The organism is Scrofimicrobium canadense, from assembly GCF_009696615.1.
GTDB classification, from domain to species: Bacteria; Actinomycetota; Actinomycetes; order Actinomycetales; family Actinomycetaceae; genus Scrofimicrobium; species Scrofimicrobium canadense.
On record NZ_VULO01000005.1, the window covers coordinates 88,963 to 105,635 of the forward strand.

A 16,673-nucleotide genomic window follows, 5' to 3' on the forward strand; every position below is an offset into this window, starting at 1 on the left:
GATTCCTTGGCTAGGTGATTTGATGGTCACGAATGATACTCGGGGGTTGTTGGATTCGGGTGTGAAGTATCCGGTGATTTTTGGTGAGTATCCGTTGCGTGATCCGTACTATTTGGCGGTCATTTTTCTCGTGTTTCCTGCGCTTGCCTTCGGTTGGCCATTTTATGATTACCTCCGCGGTGATCTTGAGCTGGAGATTGCGGTAGCCACGAGTGTCCTTGTTGTCTTGACTGTTCTGTTTGTGGTTGTGGGTTTGAGTGTGCGGTCTGTGGTGTGGCGGTGGCGGATTGGGGGGTTGGTTCGTCGGGTGCGTGGTTTTCGTTCTGGTGAGGTGTTGGTTGCGGCGCGGTGTATGTTGCCGTATCGGCGGGTGTTGGAGCGGACGCGGTTTAAGCAGAAGTGGAGTTTGTTGCCTACTCGGTTGGAAGAGCCGGTGGTGTTGGTTGATGTGGGGGATGCTATCGAGGTGTGGGGGCTTCGTTCGAGGAAGGAGCCTATGGGGGTGATTGCGGTGGATGCGTATTTTTATATGTTGCATGTGCCGGGTGTGGGGTCTAATCATGTGTATCAGGGGTTGGCGATTGGTACTCGGGGTTTTGTGTCGGCTCGTGCGGGCGAGGTGGTGGAGTACGCGGTTGTTGTGAGGCCTTTTGTTGAGCCTGTGGGTAAGCGTAGTGATTATGCCCGTCAGGTTGAGGATAGTGTTCGCGCTCTTGAGCGGTTGGATGTTGTGGGTAAGGAGTTGCGTGCGGGTAGTGTGATTGTTCGTCCTGCCGGTGGTGTGGTGGTGTCTTTGGCGGTGACTTTTTCGGTTGGTTGGTATTTGTCGGTTGGTGAGTGTTCTTCTGCTCGTTTGACTCAGGGGCGGTGTGAGCCGCATTGGATTACGCCTGACATGTGTTGGAGCCAGATTGGGCAGTGGTATCCCGATGGGCTTGGTGAGCAGTGTTGTGGGGTCGCGCGTGTTGGTGTTGTTGATACTGGGGTGGTTGGGGCCAGTGGGGGGTTTACTCATGGGGGTCAGGTTTGTCCCCATGGTCATCCGTGTAAGTCTCAGCCGGTAGAGTTTTCGTATTTTTGGTCTGGGTGGCAGCAGGTGTTTGCTGATACTGTCAGTGAGTGTGTGGTGGTTCGTCAGTTTATTCCGTTGCGTGATGTTGAGGGGATGACGGTTCCTGCTGGTGATAAAACATTAGGGTTTGTGCTTGAGTATGAGTGCTACCGCGCGGAGAATGTGAGAGAGTTTTTGCGTTCAACCGAAGCTCTTTTCCCTCGTCTAACTAACACCAGCATTCCCCTGCCCGCACCCACCCACACCACACCCACCCACACAACCCACACCGGGCCATGACAGTCCCCTCCGCTAATTTGCCGGTGTTGAAGCCTGTCTTTTGTTTCCCGGATCGGTGGCTTGTTATTGATCTGAGTGAGCCAGGCTCTATTGCTGTCAAGATTCGCGATTACGCTGATCGGAATGTGTTGGCACCAGTAGATGACGAAACACGCAGACAAATTTGTGGCCGTATTCAAGAATCCGTTGGCGCGGCGCTCGATGCAGATGCAGCGATCTGGGCGGGAGCACTTATCCCAGGAGAGCCATTCCTGTTCTCACTCACTTGTGTTGTACGCTGTCTTTCCATGCCCCGCAATGACGCTGAAGAATTGATAGAAACGATGCTGGAAACAGGTCAGGACACCGAAGTGTTCACATCGCGATTGTCACGAGGGATCCGACAGTGGATTCCATTGCCTCCACCAGAACTCACCTCGGATGCTGCCCTAGCGCAAGAGGCAGTGATCTACTCTCTGACTGACAGCAAACACGATGCATTATTGCAGCTGTCTTTCACACTCCCCGTAGTCAAAGACAAAACGGTATTCACAAGCCTGTTTGATTCTATAGCAGGAACCTGGTGGCTGGTGAATAGAGAGAAGCAATGACATTTTTAGATGTGCCAGCACCGCCAGACTGGGACTTGGTTGGAAAAGGTGAATCAGTCCCAGCAAGGTCGGCTAAGTACGCAAGCCTCATCGAAGTCCTTCTGGACTATGACTCGCTACTGGTGGGCTATTGGTATCCAGAAGTTCACCAGGGCGCTCATGGCTCTCTGCGCGTGTCACTGAGAGACGAAGAAACCTCATATGCAAGGGCTTTGCAGGAAAGAAAAACTGAGCCCTACGTTGATTTCACTGACGTACTCGAATACGAGTGTTGGGAACAAGAGATCCCTGCTGGCAGAGTCATTGGTACCAGCGCATTGCTCAAGGACTGTGAGGAAAACCTGTTTAGTCTCTCAGTAACTGCGGATGTCTTCTTTGGCGGCTCTCCGCAGGCCTTCACGTTTGAGTTTATTACCAGTTCTTTACAACACGCGGAGGCTTTCCGAACGTCTGTCTCTGACATTGTCTGGCAGACCCGAAGCGCTGAGCTTTCTCAGTAACGGCTGTCTAGCTTCCATGCGCTGGGAATTCTCGCCAGTGCGCCGAGTCGTGGCCGGAAAGTGCCATGTAGGTATGCCTACGAAGTACCTTGAGCTTTGCCCTGTGTGCTGATCGGCCGCTGTGTAGCGGAAGAATCACTCTTGGCCAGGTGGATTCGGGGGAGGGTAGAAAAGCGGGGTGGAATTGTCCAGGTGGGAGTAGATGATTCACGGGAGTTTCTGAAGGCATGGACTTTCTCCTCTGCGTGGATGGCCCTGCAACTCCCTGGGCGATGTGGCATATGCCGGGGCCGCATACCGCCCCGTGTACGGTTTTATGACTCCGTACGTGGGAATTGGGGGTCCTGTTCCTGCTGCTGAGCCTGCGCCTGGTAGTACCCAGCCCAGTAACCCTGCTGGTAGCCAGTCTGGTAGTTCTGTGGCGGCTGAGGTTGACCGTAGACGCTCACATCTGCCGGGATGACAGCCCAGAAGACCAGGTACACCAGGAAGGTCGGGAATACTGCAGTAAAAACAGCGATGATGACGGTAAGGATACGCACCAATGTGGGGTCGATACCGAAATAGTTGGCGATGCCTGAGCACACTCCGCCGAACACCTTATTTTGGGTGTCGCGTACAAGTTTCTTTTCCATATTTTTAGGTTATAGGGCGCACGCCAAAGCATCTATCGGGTATTCCCCTGATTGAACCCTGGTAAAGGGGGGACTTCAGCCCTAGATTGCTTGCTAGAATGACAGAGGCAGTTAATAACTACACGGAGGCCAATACAACCCATGGTCAAATACGTTTACGATTTCACGCAGGGTGACAAGGACAAGAAGGACCTGCTAGGTGGCAAGGGAGCTAACCTCGCAGAAATGACCAAGTTAGGTCTTCCTGTCCCCCCTGGATTCACTATTACAACGGAAGCATGTCGGGCTTACCTCAATGAAGGTGCAGTTCCTGAAGTACTTGCTCCCGAAGTCACTCAAGAACTAGTCAAAGTCGAGCAGCAGATGGGGAGGAAACTGGGAGATGCTCAGGATCCGCTGCTGGTATCGGTGCGGTCGGGAGCTAAGTTCTCCATGCCGGGCATGATGGAGACAGTTCTCAACATCGGTCTCAACGATGATTCTGTCCTGGGGCTGGCAAAGACCGCTGATGATGAGCGCTTTGCTTGGGATTCCTACCGTCGCCTTATCCAGATGTTCGGCAAGACGGTTATGGACATCGAAGGTGACTATTTCTCAGACGCATTAGAGGCACTCAAAGCTGAGCGCGGCGTTCAGGCTGACACGGACCTCACCGCAGAGGACCTCAAGGGTCTTGTTGCTACGTATAAGAAGATTTTCAAAGAGCAGACAGGACGCGATTTCCCTCAGGATCCTCGTGAGCAGATGGATCTTGCTATCGAGGCAGTTTTCCGTTCGTGGAATACTGAGCGCGCGAAGATTTACCGTCGCCGTGAGCGTATTCCAGATGACCTGGGCACTGCGGTTAACGTGCAGACCATGGTCTTTGGCAATATGGGGGAAACCTCTGGCACCGGCGTGTGCTTCACCCGTGACCCTTCCACAGGGCACTCGGGCGTCTACGGCGATTATTTGATGAACGCTCAGGGTGAGGACGTCGTTGCGGGGATTCGCAACACGCTGCCGCTTGCCGCGCTGGAAGAAACAGACGCCACCTCGTATAAGCAGCTGCGTGACATCATGCGCACCCTGGAAACTCACTACCAGGACCTGTGCGACATTGAGTTCACCATTGAACGCGGCAAACTGTGGATGCTGCAGACCCGCGTGGGTAAGCGAACCGCGGCTGCGGCATTCCGCGTCGCCACTCAGTTGGTCGATGAAAAACTCATCACTATGGACGAGGCGTTAGAGCGTGTCACCGGCGCTCAGCTGACCCAGCTGATGTTCCCTCAGATTGATCCCGATGCAGAGAAAACTCTCGTCACTAAGGGCATGGCTGCCTCACCGGGTGCTGCGGTTGGAAAGATCGTTTTCAATAACGATCAGGCCGAGGCGGCTGCCGCTGCGGGCGTAAAGTCTGTGCTGGTGCGCCGTGAAACCAATCCGGATGACCTTCCCGGTATGGTTGCCGCTGAGGGCGTGCTGACAGCCCGTGGAGGTAAAACCTCGCATGCAGCGGTGGTTGCTCGTGGCATGGGTAAGACGTGCGTTGTTGGTGCGGAAGCCTTGGATATCAATGAAGAAGAAGGCGTTGTCAAGGTCGCTGGTCATACCCTCACCGCCGATGACGTCATCGCCATTGACGGAACGACTGGTGAAGTGTTCCTCGGCGAGGTTGCCGTACAGGATTCACCTGTGACAACCTACCTGGCCGATGGTTTGGAAGCTGGGCTTGCTGCGGCTGGTGGCGATAAGGACGTGTCAGAGCTGATTGCAGCCGTTGATCGCCTGTTGTCCCATGCGGACAAGGTCCGGCGCATGCAGGTGCGTGCTAATGCTGACACACCACTGGATTCTGAGCGTGCTGTTGCATTTGGCGCTCAGGGCATTGGCCTGTGCCGCACCGAGCACATGTTCTTGGGGGACCGTCGCCCTCTGGTTGAGCGCGCGATTCTTTCTGAACCTGGTTCGGATGCCCGCACCTCAGCTTTGACTGCTTTGGAAGAGAAGCAAAAGGGAGACTTCCTGGAAATGCTGAAGGTGATGAGTGGTCTTCCTATGACTATTCGTCTTATCGACCCACCGTTGCATGAGTTCTTGCCAGACCTCACATCGCTGGAAATTCAGGCTGCCGTTGCTAAAGCTACGGGTGACACTTTGGATGATACTACGGCAAAAATGCTCATTGAGGTGCGCCGCCTCCACGAGCAAAACCCGATGCTTGGTTTGCGTGGTGTGCGTTTGGGACTTTACCTTGAAGGCCTGTTCTTACTGCAGATTCGCGCGGTCGCTGAAGCAACTGCAGAGCTGAAGAAGCAGGGCTTGGATCCCAAGCCTGAGATCATGGTTCCTTTGGTGGGGTCAGTTCGTGAGCTTGCCTTGATCCGCGAGCAGGCTGAGGGTGCTATTGCAGAGGTATCGGCCAACTACGGTGTGGACTTGGATATACCCATTGGTTGTATGGTCGAGTTGCCGCGTGCAGCGATGACGGCTGAAGACCTGGCCACTGAGGCTGACTTCTTCAGCTTCGGTACCAATGACCTCACTCAGACAGTGTGGGGCTTCTCCCGCGACGATGTCGAAGGCGTATTCTTCCCCCTCTACATCGAAGAGGGTATTTTCGGGGTGTCGCCATTTGAAACCATTGATGTGCACGGCGTGGGCCGGGTTGTCGAAGAAGGCGTCAAACGTGGTCGCTCTACTAAGCCTGACCTCAAGTTGGGCGTGTGTGGTGAGCATGGAGGCGATCCTGACTCCATCCACTTCTTCAACTCCATCGGGTTGAACTACGTGTCGTGTTCACCCTTCCGCGTGCCGGTGGCCCGCCTTGAAGCAGGACGCGCCACGGTAATGCAGGGCTAGGGCTCTGCCTTACCTGGCTTAACACCGCGAGTGCGTGGTTTTGACGCAGAATTTCGATGAGAATCTGCGCATTCCACGCACTCGCGGCATTTTAATTCTTAGAACTGCCGAACTAGGTTTCTTTGGTCAACCTCTTGGTGCTCAACGATCCATCGTGTGTATCGGGGAACAACCCAAAAAGAGTAGATACCCAACGTGATGATGGTCAGAAGTAGCCATACTATCCAGTGGCCCATGATCCCACCTAGCGTGCCGGTGAACCGCAAGCGCATCCCGTTAATATAGGTGTGTTCACACCGCCACTTTTGCAAGAGGATGTTGGCGTAGGGGAAGAGAATCCCCAGGGTGATGGCAGTGATGAGAAAAGCCAGCAATGCAGTGGCAACATATGACCCTGCTGATCCGTCGAAGCGGAATACCAGGCGGGCTGGCGGCGCAGCTGACGTTGATTGATGAGGCTGGATGGGTGGCGGTGCTTCCACTGGTTTCTCCCTGCGTATACCTAGTGCCTGATCGACGCGGGGGTCTTCCAAGGCGATCAGCCATTCACGCAGGCCCGGGTATAGCTGGGGGTGCGCTGCAATGTGAGGTGCTAGTTCGGGGTGTTGTTCGGCAATGGTCGCTAAGACAAGGGCATCAGTCATCGGGTCTTGCAATGCCGCCCATGCTTCTTCATATGTCATAAGTGCTATGCTAATGACTTTTTCCTTCTCCCTATATTCCAGTGTCCTTCGCAGGCGACGCAATAGGCCATTGGTCCCACCTATTTCCGTTAGGTGAGGCTAACATTAGTCATGTGAATCTCAGCGAATGTCCTTTGCGCACCAGGGCGCGGATTGTTGATCCTGCCGTAAGCGACAAATATCTCCTGCGCTTTCAAGAACTCGGTATTCGACCCGGTGCAGATTTCACTGCGGTGAATCGTTCTTTGATCTCTGGAGTTGTCATCAATATCGGCGGCACTCGGATAGCTGTGGATCGCGGTAGCGCGCGAAAGATGGAAGTTGAGATCCTCTAATGTCGTGTCCTCACTGCGATCCTGTCCCTCAAACAGTCCTGCCAGCGCAGGCAGCTATGCCAACCATTGTGCTGGTTGGCAATCCCAACGTTGGGAAGTCCACACTTTTCAATGCGGTCACCGGCGCGCGCCAGGCTGTGGTGAATGCTCCGGGAACCACCGTGGAAGTGATGACCGGAACCTGGAAGAAGATAGGCGCGCATATCCTGGATCTTCCGGGTACATATTCTCTCGTTGCACAATCTCCTGATGAGCAACTGGTAGTGGATACTTTGGCTGGAACACCCGGGTCTTTCACGGACGCCGCACAAGGAAGCTCCGTGGACCTAGTGGTATGCGTCCTTGACGCAGCGGCCCTGACGCGATCCCTCTACCTGTTAGCGCAAGTAGCCAAGACCGGGCGTCCTATGGCAGTGGTGGTAACCCTGTGCGACGTTGCCGAGCAAGAGGGGCGACCGGTAGACCTGCAAGCGTTACAGACAGCCTTGGGCATTCCAGTCATGGGTCTAGACCCCCGTAGCCACAAGTGCATTCACGACCTTGAGGATTTTGTCGTCGCAGCACTCCACCAGCGCCCCCGTATTACGGGAGTTCAACCCGACCCCACGGCTCCTGGCTACAACCAACTTGCTGCAGCGGCCGCACAGAGCAATTGTCAGGATTCTTGCGGGTGTGACCAGTGTGACCAGCCAGCTCCTGATTCAACCCAAGCCCTTCATTCCACCTCGGACGCAGATAGAGCAGCCGAAATTTTTGCTTGGGTGGACACCATCGAAAAACAGATGGGCGTGACCAGCAGCGAAGCCACTCGTATGTCTCGTTCCGACAAGATTGACCGGCTGCTGCTCAACCCGTTTATTGGCATCCCTGTCTTCTTTGGGCTCATGTGGGTGCTCTTCATGATTGCGGGTGGATGGGTCGGTCCTATCCAAGACTTCTTTGACGCCCTTTTCGCATCAGATGAACCGGGAGTCTTCTCCCTAGCCAACGGCGTGACTGCCCTACTAACCGGAGTTGGATTAGAAGAGAGCTGGCTGCAGGGCCTTCTTGTCGGGGGACTGTGTACCGGCTTAGGTGTTGTCGCCTCGTTCTTGCCCCTCATGTTTGTCATCTTCCTCATGATTTCCATCCTGGAAGACTCCGGCTACATGGCCAGGGCCGCTTTCCTCGGCGACCGACTCATGCGAAAACTCGGTCTCGATGGGCGTGTCATTTTGCCACTCATCATGGGGTTCGGCTGTAACCTACCTTCGCTGGCTGCTGCCAGAACCATGCCAAATGCGCGTCAGCGATTGGTAACCGTACTGATCACCCCGTACACCTCCTGCGCGGCGCGTCTGACCATTTACATGATGATTGCCCGTATCTTCTTCCCCCAACACACGGGAACGGTCGTGATGGCGCTCTATGTGTTGTCCATCGTGATGGTGATAATTGGGGCCCTGGCTCTCAAACCGTTTTTCACTAAGAACGAGGCGGCTGCTCCACTCACATTAGTGCTACCCGCGTACCAGACACCGCGCATTTTGGTGACACTCCAGACAACGTGGATGCGCTCTTGGGCCTTTGTGAAGGGTGCGGGGAAGATCATCGTGGCTATGACAATGGTCGTGTGGCTCATGTCGGCAATCCCAATGACGGCAGGGTATTCGTTCGGCGACTCCGACATGCCGATGAAAGATTCTCTTTATGGAACCACTGCGCAGGTATTAGAGCCCGTATTTGCCCCCACTGGCTTTGGGGAATGGCACATGACAGGTGCCCTCATGACAGGATTCGTTGCTAAAGAAACAGTTATCTCTTCCATAGTCGTGTCCTACAATCTGGGCGAGGAGCAGGCAGGGGATGCTGAAGACGGCGGCGAGGACCTAGGCTCGTTGCCAGACCTAATACATGCGTCGTTCACCAAATCTGCTGGCGAGGCAGCGCCCTTGGCAGCTTTTGCCTTCCTAGTCTTTGTCCTCACCTACACACCATGCCTGGCAACTGTGGCAGAGCAAGCACGCCAGATTGGTGGGCGGGCAACGACTATCGCCGTGATTGCTCAACTGGTATTAGCCTGGGTGTTGGCGGTTGGAATCTTCCAAATTGGAAGGCTGTTCATATGACAGTCGCCTCATTCACAGCTCAGCTACACAAGGGCATGCCGGTGGAAAGAGCCGCAGCAGTGGCAGGAATATCGCATTCACTGGGAGAAATCATCGTCGACGACATGCGCCGGCGCGGACTGTTGGTCGATGCGACAAGCCTGTGCGCCTCGGGGCTCGGAATGTGTCATGGAGCACAATCGCCGCAAGCGCACATCGCATGTTCTGGTTGTCCATTAGCGAACGCATGAATGGATCGTCCACCTGTGTGACAATAGAGGTTGAAGCAAACACAAGGGACGCGGTATGACATTGTTTGAGTTGGAAGACGGACATCTTGTCCCAGCACAATTCGGTCACGAAGTTGTTGACGGTTTCACACCTGAAGTACTCGATGCAGTGCGGGCGCAAGTTTTGGAGATTATTTCTCGACCACTTTTTCCGATTACGTGGCGAAATATCATGCGCCATTCGGAGGCGGCCAGCACTCCTCGCCTGACGGCTCTGGACGCTTCTGGTCAGGTGGTTGCAGTCGAGGTGCTTGACTGTCTTGACGCTGAAACGCTGATCGATTCATTGTCCCGTCTGGCTGACACGGCCTCCATGTCCTGGACTGACTTGGCTAGCGAATACTCAGGTGGAGTCGAAGGTTTCAAACGGGGATGGTTTCAGTTCCGCGAATCTATGCCACCTTCGCCTCCTCACGGGCCTCGCCTCGTGATTGTCGCCGCTTCTATCACCGAAGAGGTGCGTCCAGCTCTCGATGTACTTTCTTCGTCGGGCATTGAAGTTCATGAAATGTCGTTGCGTCAAATGAGCAACGGGCGCGCATTCTTAGAAGTGTCGATTGTTGGGCCGCGTATGTACGGGCACCGTGCCAACTTGCTGCTGGGAGAAAACTCTGCGCAGGGGATGCTAGAAGAACAGGTTATTCCCCAGTTGGAGAAACACAAGGAACCCGCCACAGATACGGCATCCATTGCCCAAGCGGACGTGTTGGCCAAACGCAAGACGCATGCCCATGCCCGCGTGGAGGAGGAGCCGCCCAGCGCACCCACCAGGCGTGTAGGAGTCCCCTTCCCTTCACGATTGGAAAGGCGCCGCGCGGCTCACCGTGAGCGCCTCAACACTTCGCAAGGACCGTGGCCACGTTCCCCGCAAGCCTTAGAAGCTATGGGTGCCTCTGTTGGGCGTTCTGTCACTCTGGTGTACGAGGGGGACACTCCAGTTGAGGCCGAGCTCTCCGCCCAAGGTGTCATTACCGTCTCTGCGGGTGAGTTCCGTGATCCAACCGATGCTCTTGTTGCCCAAGGAATCGACGGTCGTGACGGATGGGATGCCTGGCACATCGGTGACCAGTATGGTCCAACACTTGCTGAAGCGCTCACAGAACTGAATAGTCAATTCGGCGCGTAGGTTAGCTGTATTACGGGCAGACGGCTCGCAGCCAGCGCGTGATAATTGCGTAATAGTCTGCCCGGACATCCGGATCTGAAGTGGCCAAGTCGTGCTTTCCAGGTAGGCGAGCCATGGTGACGCAGTCGGAAAGGTTGACTGCTCGCTTGCGGATGGCGTTGACGTCCAGAACTATGTCACTGCTGAAAACGTCGGGGCTCCATTTCTCGTCCAGCATTGAACGCGTAGAGGTCATCGACAAAATCGGGCAATCGATGTGGGCATTTTTCTCGATTTCTTCCTGCCCGCGTATTACGGCTGCCAACCACGCGGCAGGAACCGGGTAGGAATCGGGCCGCTTCCACTCAGGTGCATACACCCATCCGCGAACAGCTGGATCATCGCGGTAAGCCTCCAGGTGTGCGGGGAGAGGGAACCCTGATTGCTCCCACCCACCTGAAAGCGATCGCGAGTAAGTGTCCGATCCTGCGCCGATCACTGGCGCGTGCGGAGATCTGGCCGCGACTCTATCCAACACACCCTTCAGGGCTGGTTTCATTGACGCAAATTTTTGGAGGTCTAACCAGGCAGAGTTCAAGATCAGCCCGGTGCACGCACCAGGATGGCGATAGGTCCAGAGAGTGGCAATAAGTCCCCCCGTGGAGTGCCCCATGACAATAAGTGGCAGATCGGGGTGATCGAGGCGAATAAGGTCGAGTGCGGCTGAAATGTCCTCATCGTAAGCGCTAAGGTCATCAATGTAACCTATGGTTTGCCAAGGCCGAAGGGACCTACCGTATTTGCGTAAGTCAAGGGCGTAGAAGGCGCCTCCACTATGGTCGATTATTTCACTTAGTTCGGTTTGAAAGAAGTAGTCGTTGCGGCCATGGAGGTACAAGAGAATAAAACGTGGGTTGCGCCGTGTTTTTCGCACTAATGTTGCAACGACTGGCCCCTCTTCGTCATCTAAGAGCTCGAGTGTGCGGCAGGAATAGGGAGTTCCAAGAATGTCAGTTACCCACAGCCCGGAGGCGGGTGGCCCGCCGGTACCCCAGGGGGCAAGGACGTCATATTCGACGTCATTGGGTGCAGTTTGGTCGGGCACCTCGGGCAAATCGTCAACCATAACTAGAGCTTAGTTGCTTTGTCTAGGATGCGGGCGGCATGTTGCTATTGTTACGATTGTTGAATATGTTGCATCTGTGGCGAGTGTTCGGTAGGTTAGTCCGTGGATTGGGGGTATACCCATGCAAAACAGGCGAGTATTGCGTGTCGCTGCCGCAGCGACTTTATTAGTTGGTGTAATGAGCGCACCAATGATCGCGGTTGCCGCACCGTCAGAAGATGACATTGCTGCAGCTCGCGAAGCTGAACAACTGGCGGAAATGTCGGTTGCGCAGCTAGAGGTACAACTAGCGACAGTGCGTGCCAATGCGGATGCTGCTTTGGTTACCGCGCGGGTGGCAGCTGAGGACCTTAACCAGGCAAAAGTTGACCTGGATGTGGCCACTCAAACAGAAGAAAAGGCAAAAGCTGAAGCGCAGACGGCTCAAGAAGCTTTCGAGGCTGGGCGTAAAGAACTAGCGACAGTAGTTCAGACTACCTATCGCACGGGATCAGGGAACCTTGATTCACTGGCTCCGTATCTTTCCTCCAATGGTCTCAGCGACATTGAGGCCAGGCAAAGTGTTTTGAGCAGTTTCGGCCAGGCAGTTGATGCTCAGCTGCAAGAGGTCTTGGCTCTTCAGCAGGTTGCTGACGTCATGGCAGGCACTGCTGAGAAAGCTCGCGTCGCCAAAGAAGAGGCAGTAGCAGCTGTAGAGACTCGCTCTAACGAGGCAGAAAGCGCTTCACAAGAGGCATCTGCGATCCAAGCGCAAACCGAAGCTCGCTACGCCGCTGTTATTCAAGAACTTGCGGTCCGCCGCAATACGACTGTTGAGTTAGAAACTGAGCGACAAAAGGCGATTGAGGCCGAACAGCAAAAGGCTGCTGAAGAGGCTGCTAGGGCAAGAGCGGCTGAGATTGCTGCCCAGCAGCAAGCAGCCGAAGAGCAGGAACAGCGGGAAGCCGAGGAAGAGAATACTTTGGTTCCCGAGACACCCTCGACTCCAGCGCCTGCCCCGGAGCCCTGGTATCCACCAGAGCCTGAACCATGGACCCCACCTTCGACTGGTTCAGGTGCTCAGGGCGCTATCAACTACGCTAAGCAGCTTCTCGGAGCACCGTACGTTTGGGGCGGAGAAGGACCTGGCTATGACTGCTCAGGTCTGGTCACAGTGGCGTATCGTTCGGTGGGTATTTACTTGACTCACCAGTCGCGCTCGCAGTATGCAGAGACTGCCAAAGTCTCCATCAACTCGGCAGCGCCCGGTGACCTTATCTTCTGGTCCTCCAATGGCTCACAATCAGGCATCTACCACGTGGCAATTTACCTAGGGAATAACGAAATAATCGAAGCGCCCACCTTTGGGGTCCCGGTGCGGGTTACTTCCATTTACAACTGGGGCAGTGTCATGCCGTACGCCGGTCGCGTGGTCTGACTCCACCCAGTCCTTTGCCGAGTGCTTGATTTTTACCGGATTTCCTCATCGAAACCAGTAAAAACCAAGCACTCGCTGGCAGAGGAATCTAGTGGCCCTGAGCGCGGGCACGTTCATAGGAGCGGAGGATTTCTTCCTCCGCTTCTTTGCGTCCCACCCAATGTGCGCCCTCAACAGACTTGCCCGGTTCAAGATCCTTATACACCTCAAAGAAGTGTTGGATTTCGAGACGGTGATATTCAGAGACGTCTTCGATCTCAGTGCGCCACGCTGCTCGGTGATCTGCCGCAGGAACGCACAATACTTTGTCATCCCCACCCATCTCATCCTTCATGCGGAACATCCCCAAAGCGCGGCAGCGAATCACACAGCCGGGGAAGGTTGGCTCTTCAAGAAGCACCAGTGCATCTAAGGGATCGCCATCCTCTCCCAAGGTGTCATCAATGAAACCGTAGTCATCGGGGTATCTGGTCGAAGTGAAAAGCATCCGGTCCAGTCGGATACGCCCAGTCTCATGATCAATTTCGTACTTGTTGCGGTTTCCCTTAGGGATCTCTACTGTGACGTCAAATTCCATCATTCGCTCCGATCGTATTGTGCACCGCCGCAGTGCTCTACTCTTGGATGAGGAGGTGAACAATGCGGCGAGGTCTAGTGGCAAGTGTAGTCGGCGTTGTGGCGTGTGCCGGTGTAGCGGGGCTGGTTGTCTGGTCACCGTGGTCACAAACTGCTGATGGACACCTCAAAGACACAATTGATGTGTATCAGGGGGCCACGTATGTTCCCCCTCCTCAGCCACAAAGTGGCCTGCATGTCGTGGAAGTTCCTATTCCGACAGCGGGGTCAGGTCCCACACAAGAAACGATTGCACAAGCCTGGGCGGGTATGGAAAGTGCCGCCAGCGAAGGTAAATGGAAAGCGTGGGCCTACGTGGCCGACGGCGACACGGGGGAAGTGATTTTCGAGGCGGACTCTGGAACTCCCCACACTCCAGCATCTATTGCCAAGATACTCACTGCAGACTTCGCGCTCTCGGCATTAGACGGGAAGAATACCTTGGCCACGGGGGTGTCCTATGCGGATAATTCCCTGTATTTATGGGGAGAGGGTGACCTACTGCTATCTGCAGGTGTTGGAAACTCCACTGCTATAGCAGGGCGGGCAGGACTGGCAGACCTTGCAGCAAAGACAGCGAAAGAACTCTCGGAACGCAAAGTCTCTGAAGTATCCCTGATCTATCAAGATTCTCTCTTCCAAGGGGACAAGAGACTTCCTGCCTGGGCGGCTCAAGAAGTCACCGACTTTGCCGGGGACACAACCTCGTTTGCAATCGAAACCGGCCGTATTGCGCCTGGAGAATGGGCTTTTGTCGATGATTCGGCAGCTGTGGTCGCCGCAGAATTCGCCAGCCGCCTCCAAGAAGCCGGAATAACCGTTACGTCGACACAACCGGGCAGTAGCATTGCAGGGGCTACCCAAATAGCTGAGGTCCATTCGGCCCCTATCACCGAACAGATCATGTACATGCTGCACGACTCTGACAACACGATGGCAGAGCAACTCTGCAAACTGGCAGCCCAAGCTCAAGGGGCAGAAACCACCTTTGCGGGTGCGACCTCCGCGGTTATTGACCATGTTGCCTCGCTTGGAATCGACACGGCGGGACTATACTTGGACGACTGCTCAGGACTGTCCGAAAATGACAAGATTGCGCCGCGGCAGCTAGGAGAGGTACTCAAGCAGAGTAGGAGTCTCCTCCAGATGCTCCCGCGGGCTGGCATTGATGGCACACTTATCGACCGCCTTGACCAAGCACAAACCTTCGGAAATCTTCAGGCTAAGACAGGTTCTTTGGGTTCCGTTTCTTCACTGGCCGGACTGGTGACATCAGCGGATGGGAAAACCTTGATCTTCGCGGTTGGTGCCGATGGGGTCCCCGACGAAGGCGCCTACTGGGTGAAGCCCTATATCGACCAGTTTGTTTCTGCCCTAGCGGGATAGAATCTCATCTATGGACACGCAACGCTGGCTCCAGCTTTCCCGGGCTCTCAAAGCCACGACGGCAGCAGGTCCGCTAGTCGCCCCATCAGCTGCCCGTGCAACAGTGTCACGGCTCCGCTCGGGCCTGCAATGGGCACAAGAGTATCGACGCAAAACTGGTTCAGCAGGTTCCTCACACGTCGATATTCCCAATGCCCTCGTCATTGACAGACTCAGTTTGATTGACCTGCTATGCCTTGATTCGGTGAGGGACCCGTGGCCAGGGGCCGGCGACGCTTGGGCTGATATGCGCCGCGCAGTCCGCAGCTTGCAGTACGGAAAATCAACCGGCAGCCTGTGGTTGTGTGCGCCCAACATTCTTGTCACCGCTACTCGATTCGACTTCGACCAAGCAGACTACGCCAAATGGGTGTGTCTGCAGGCAGCATTTTTCGCAGAATATCTCGCTATCGGCAACGGCAATAGAGAAGCGCAAGCTATGGCCCGGGTCCTAGCGCATCGGCGTTTAGAAGAACTGAGCCCCCGGGATATTTCCTCAGTGCGATGGATACGGGAGAGACTCGAAAGTGTCGCAGCCGCAGACTCAGAGGTTCAGTCATTTCTGGAAGACCCTGCCGTCGGGCGCCTCGACGAGACATCGATCATGGAAAGCTGGCTACAGCACAAGCGCACGGTAGAAAGCGTCTGATATGCATACAGCACGCGCGTTAGTGGGCGGCACTCCTGCTGAGCCGCTGCGCCCAGTCTCTTTAGCTGCCAAGCGGTATATGAGTAGTTACACTCCCGAAGCAGTCCTGGTGGCGGTTTCTGGGGGGCCCGACTCAGTAGCCTTAGCTGTGGCACTGCTGGCCCTTGCCGATCGCCCAGAGGTCTCTACGGTGACAGTCGATCATGGTGTGAGGAAGAACTCGGATGCTGAAGCTAACAGCGTTGCTGCTCTTATGAAGGAACTGGGAGCTCACAATGCCTCTGTTGTGAAAGTCAAACTCACTGACGCAGGTGAGGGGGGAGCGCGGGATGCGCGCTACGCCGCATTGACCGAAGCAGCAAGCGCTTTGGCTCCAAAGAAAGTGGATGTTCTCTTGGGCCACACTATGGATGACCAAGCTGAGACGGTACTTTTGAGACTAGGTCGCGGTGCCAGCCTGCGCGCATTGGCAGCAATGCGTCCCAGGCGTCGCTTCGGCACAGTGAGTTTGGGGCGGCCACTGCTCGGTGTGCGCCGCGCTGATACGCATGCCTTTTGTGAGTATTTGGGATTGCCGGTAGTTGATGATCCCACCAACTACACTGATGGTCCTTGGCAGGGTAAAGATGGGAACCCCCTGCGTCGGGCAGCAGTCCGTGAGAAAGCTCTCCCAGCCCTTTCAGAAGCTCTTGCACAAGACGTTGTTCCAGCTTTGGCGAGGTTTGCCGCACAAGCCGGTGAGGATGAGGATGCACTACGGTCTTTGATGCCCCAGCGCCTCGAACATATGGAAAAGTATCCGGCTGCACTTCGCAAAAGAGCTCTGCTAGAAGCAGCGGTACAAGAAGGCTCCCCCGCAGGGCAGGTGACCAGCACACATGTGGCACAAATGGACGCGCTTATTACCGACTGGCATGGTCAAGGTCCTGTCCATTTGCCGGGAGGTGTTCGCGCTTGGCGCGAAAAAGGACAGCTACATGTGCAAGGAGAGTCCTAAATATGGCAGTCTGGTCCCCAGAGA

Annotated in this window: 16 protein-coding genes; 12 read left to right on the plus strand and 4 right to left on the minus strand. The window is 55.2% G+C overall.

Annotated elements, in window-relative coordinates:
* Window positions 1-22 precede the first annotated feature (22 nt).
* From FYJ24_RS05025 to FYJ24_RS05035, 3 genes are read left to right on the plus strand one after another with little or no spacing between them, the layout of a single operon-like run.
* Window positions 23-1,351, plus strand: coding sequence for a hypothetical protein (locus tag FYJ24_RS05025; RefSeq protein WP_154544217.1), 1,329 nt, complete (start codon window positions 23-25; stop codon window positions 1,349-1,351).
* Entirely contained in the window at window positions 1,348-1,941 is a 594-nt protein-coding gene (locus FYJ24_RS05030) for a hypothetical protein (RefSeq protein WP_154544219.1), read from the plus strand. Before FYJ24_RS05025 ends, FYJ24_RS05030 begins: the two co-directional genes overlap by 4 nt.
* The gene (locus FYJ24_RS05035; protein WP_154544221.1) at window positions 1,938-2,441 is read left to right on the plus strand and encodes a hypothetical protein; all 504 of its coding nucleotides are present in this window, start codon (window positions 1,938-1,940) and stop codon (window positions 2,439-2,441) included. Before FYJ24_RS05030 ends, FYJ24_RS05035 begins: the two co-directional genes overlap by 4 nt.
* A gap of 314 nt (window positions 2,442-2,755) precedes the next feature.
* On the opposite strand, the gene FYJ24_RS05040 is transcribed toward FYJ24_RS05035, so the two are convergent.
* Window positions 2,756-3,076: a PspC domain-containing protein gene (locus FYJ24_RS05040; protein WP_154544223.1), complete on the minus strand. Its 321-nt coding sequence runs from the start codon at window positions 3,074-3,076 to the stop codon at window positions 2,756-2,758.
* A gap of 141 nt (window positions 3,077-3,217) precedes the next feature.
* Here FYJ24_RS05040 and ppdK point away from each other — a divergent pair, with 141 nt between their 5' ends.
* Complete coding sequence (gene ppdK, locus FYJ24_RS05045) at window positions 3,218-5,920, plus strand: pyruvate, phosphate dikinase (protein WP_154544225.1); 2,703 nt, start codon at window positions 3,218-3,220, stop codon at window positions 5,918-5,920.
* Between the two features lie 98 nt (window positions 5,921-6,018).
* Here ppdK and FYJ24_RS05050 read toward each other — a convergent pair whose 3' ends face one another.
* Window positions 6,019-6,603, minus strand: coding sequence for a DUF6693 family protein (locus FYJ24_RS05050; protein ID WP_206192507.1), 585 nt, complete (start codon window positions 6,601-6,603; stop codon window positions 6,019-6,021).
* A gap of 113 nt (window positions 6,604-6,716) precedes the next feature.
* On the opposite strand from FYJ24_RS05050, the gene FYJ24_RS05055 reads away from it, so the two are divergent.
* From FYJ24_RS05055 to FYJ24_RS05070, 4 genes are read left to right on the plus strand one after another with little or no spacing between them, the layout of a single operon-like run.
* On the plus strand, window positions 6,717-6,938 hold the full coding sequence (locus FYJ24_RS05055) for a FeoA family protein (protein WP_318656548.1): 222 nt from the start codon (window positions 6,717-6,719) through the stop codon (window positions 6,936-6,938).
* Entirely contained in the window at window positions 6,938-9,046 is a 2,109-nt protein-coding gene (gene feoB, locus FYJ24_RS05060; RefSeq protein ID WP_154544227.1) for a ferrous iron transport protein B, read from the plus strand. The genes FYJ24_RS05055 and feoB overlap by 1 nt, the downstream gene beginning before the upstream one ends.
* Entirely contained in the window at window positions 9,043-9,276 is a 234-nt protein-coding gene (locus tag FYJ24_RS05065; RefSeq protein WP_154544229.1) for a hypothetical protein, read from the plus strand. Before feoB ends, FYJ24_RS05065 begins: the two co-directional genes overlap by 4 nt.
* A 55-nt stretch (window positions 9,277-9,331) precedes the next feature.
* Complete coding sequence (locus FYJ24_RS05070; protein WP_154544231.1) at window positions 9,332-10,441, plus strand: hypothetical protein; 1,110 nt, start codon at window positions 9,332-9,334, stop codon at window positions 10,439-10,441.
* A 10-nt stretch (window positions 10,442-10,451) separates the two neighbouring features.
* Here FYJ24_RS05070 and FYJ24_RS05075 read toward each other — a convergent pair whose 3' ends face one another.
* Window positions 10,452-11,546 carry an alpha/beta fold hydrolase gene (locus FYJ24_RS05075; protein WP_154544233.1) on the minus strand — a complete coding sequence of 365 codons (1,095 nt, stop codon included), beginning with the start codon at window positions 11,544-11,546 and terminating at the stop codon, window positions 10,452-10,454.
* Between the two features lie 121 nt (window positions 11,547-11,667).
* Between FYJ24_RS05075 and FYJ24_RS05080 the strand changes: the two genes are divergently transcribed.
* Window positions 11,668-12,963, plus strand: a complete 1,296-nt coding sequence (locus tag FYJ24_RS05080; protein ID WP_154544235.1) for a C40 family peptidase — start codon at window positions 11,668-11,670, stop codon at window positions 12,961-12,963.
* 88 nt (window positions 12,964-13,051) lie between these two features.
* On the opposite strand, the gene FYJ24_RS05085 is transcribed toward FYJ24_RS05080, so the two are convergent.
* Window positions 13,052-13,540 (minus strand): inorganic diphosphatase, encoded by a 489-nt coding sequence (locus tag FYJ24_RS05085; protein ID WP_154544391.1) that lies wholly within the window; start codon window positions 13,538-13,540, stop codon window positions 13,052-13,054.
* A gap of 62 nt (window positions 13,541-13,602) precedes the next feature.
* Between FYJ24_RS05085 and dacB the strand changes: the two genes are divergently transcribed.
* Genes dacB through tilS form a run of 3 tightly spaced genes read left to right on the plus strand, consistent with a single transcriptional unit; the run spans window position 13,603 to window position 16,649 of the window.
* On the plus strand, window positions 13,603-14,964 hold the full coding sequence (dacB, locus tag FYJ24_RS05090) for a D-alanyl-D-alanine carboxypeptidase/D-alanyl-D-alanine endopeptidase (protein ID WP_154544237.1): 1,362 nt from the start codon (window positions 13,603-13,605) through the stop codon (window positions 14,962-14,964).
* Window positions 14,965-14,974: 10 nt separating this feature from the next.
* The gene (locus FYJ24_RS05095; protein WP_154544239.1) at window positions 14,975-15,652 is read left to right on the plus strand and encodes a hypothetical protein; all 678 of its coding nucleotides are present in this window, start codon (window positions 14,975-14,977) and stop codon (window positions 15,650-15,652) included.
* Between the two features lies 1 nt (window position 15,653).
* A complete protein-coding gene (gene tilS, locus FYJ24_RS05100; protein WP_154544241.1) occupies window positions 15,654-16,649 on the plus strand; it encodes a tRNA lysidine(34) synthetase TilS in 996 nt (331 codons plus the stop codon).
* Window positions 16,650-16,673: the final 24 nt, after the last annotated feature.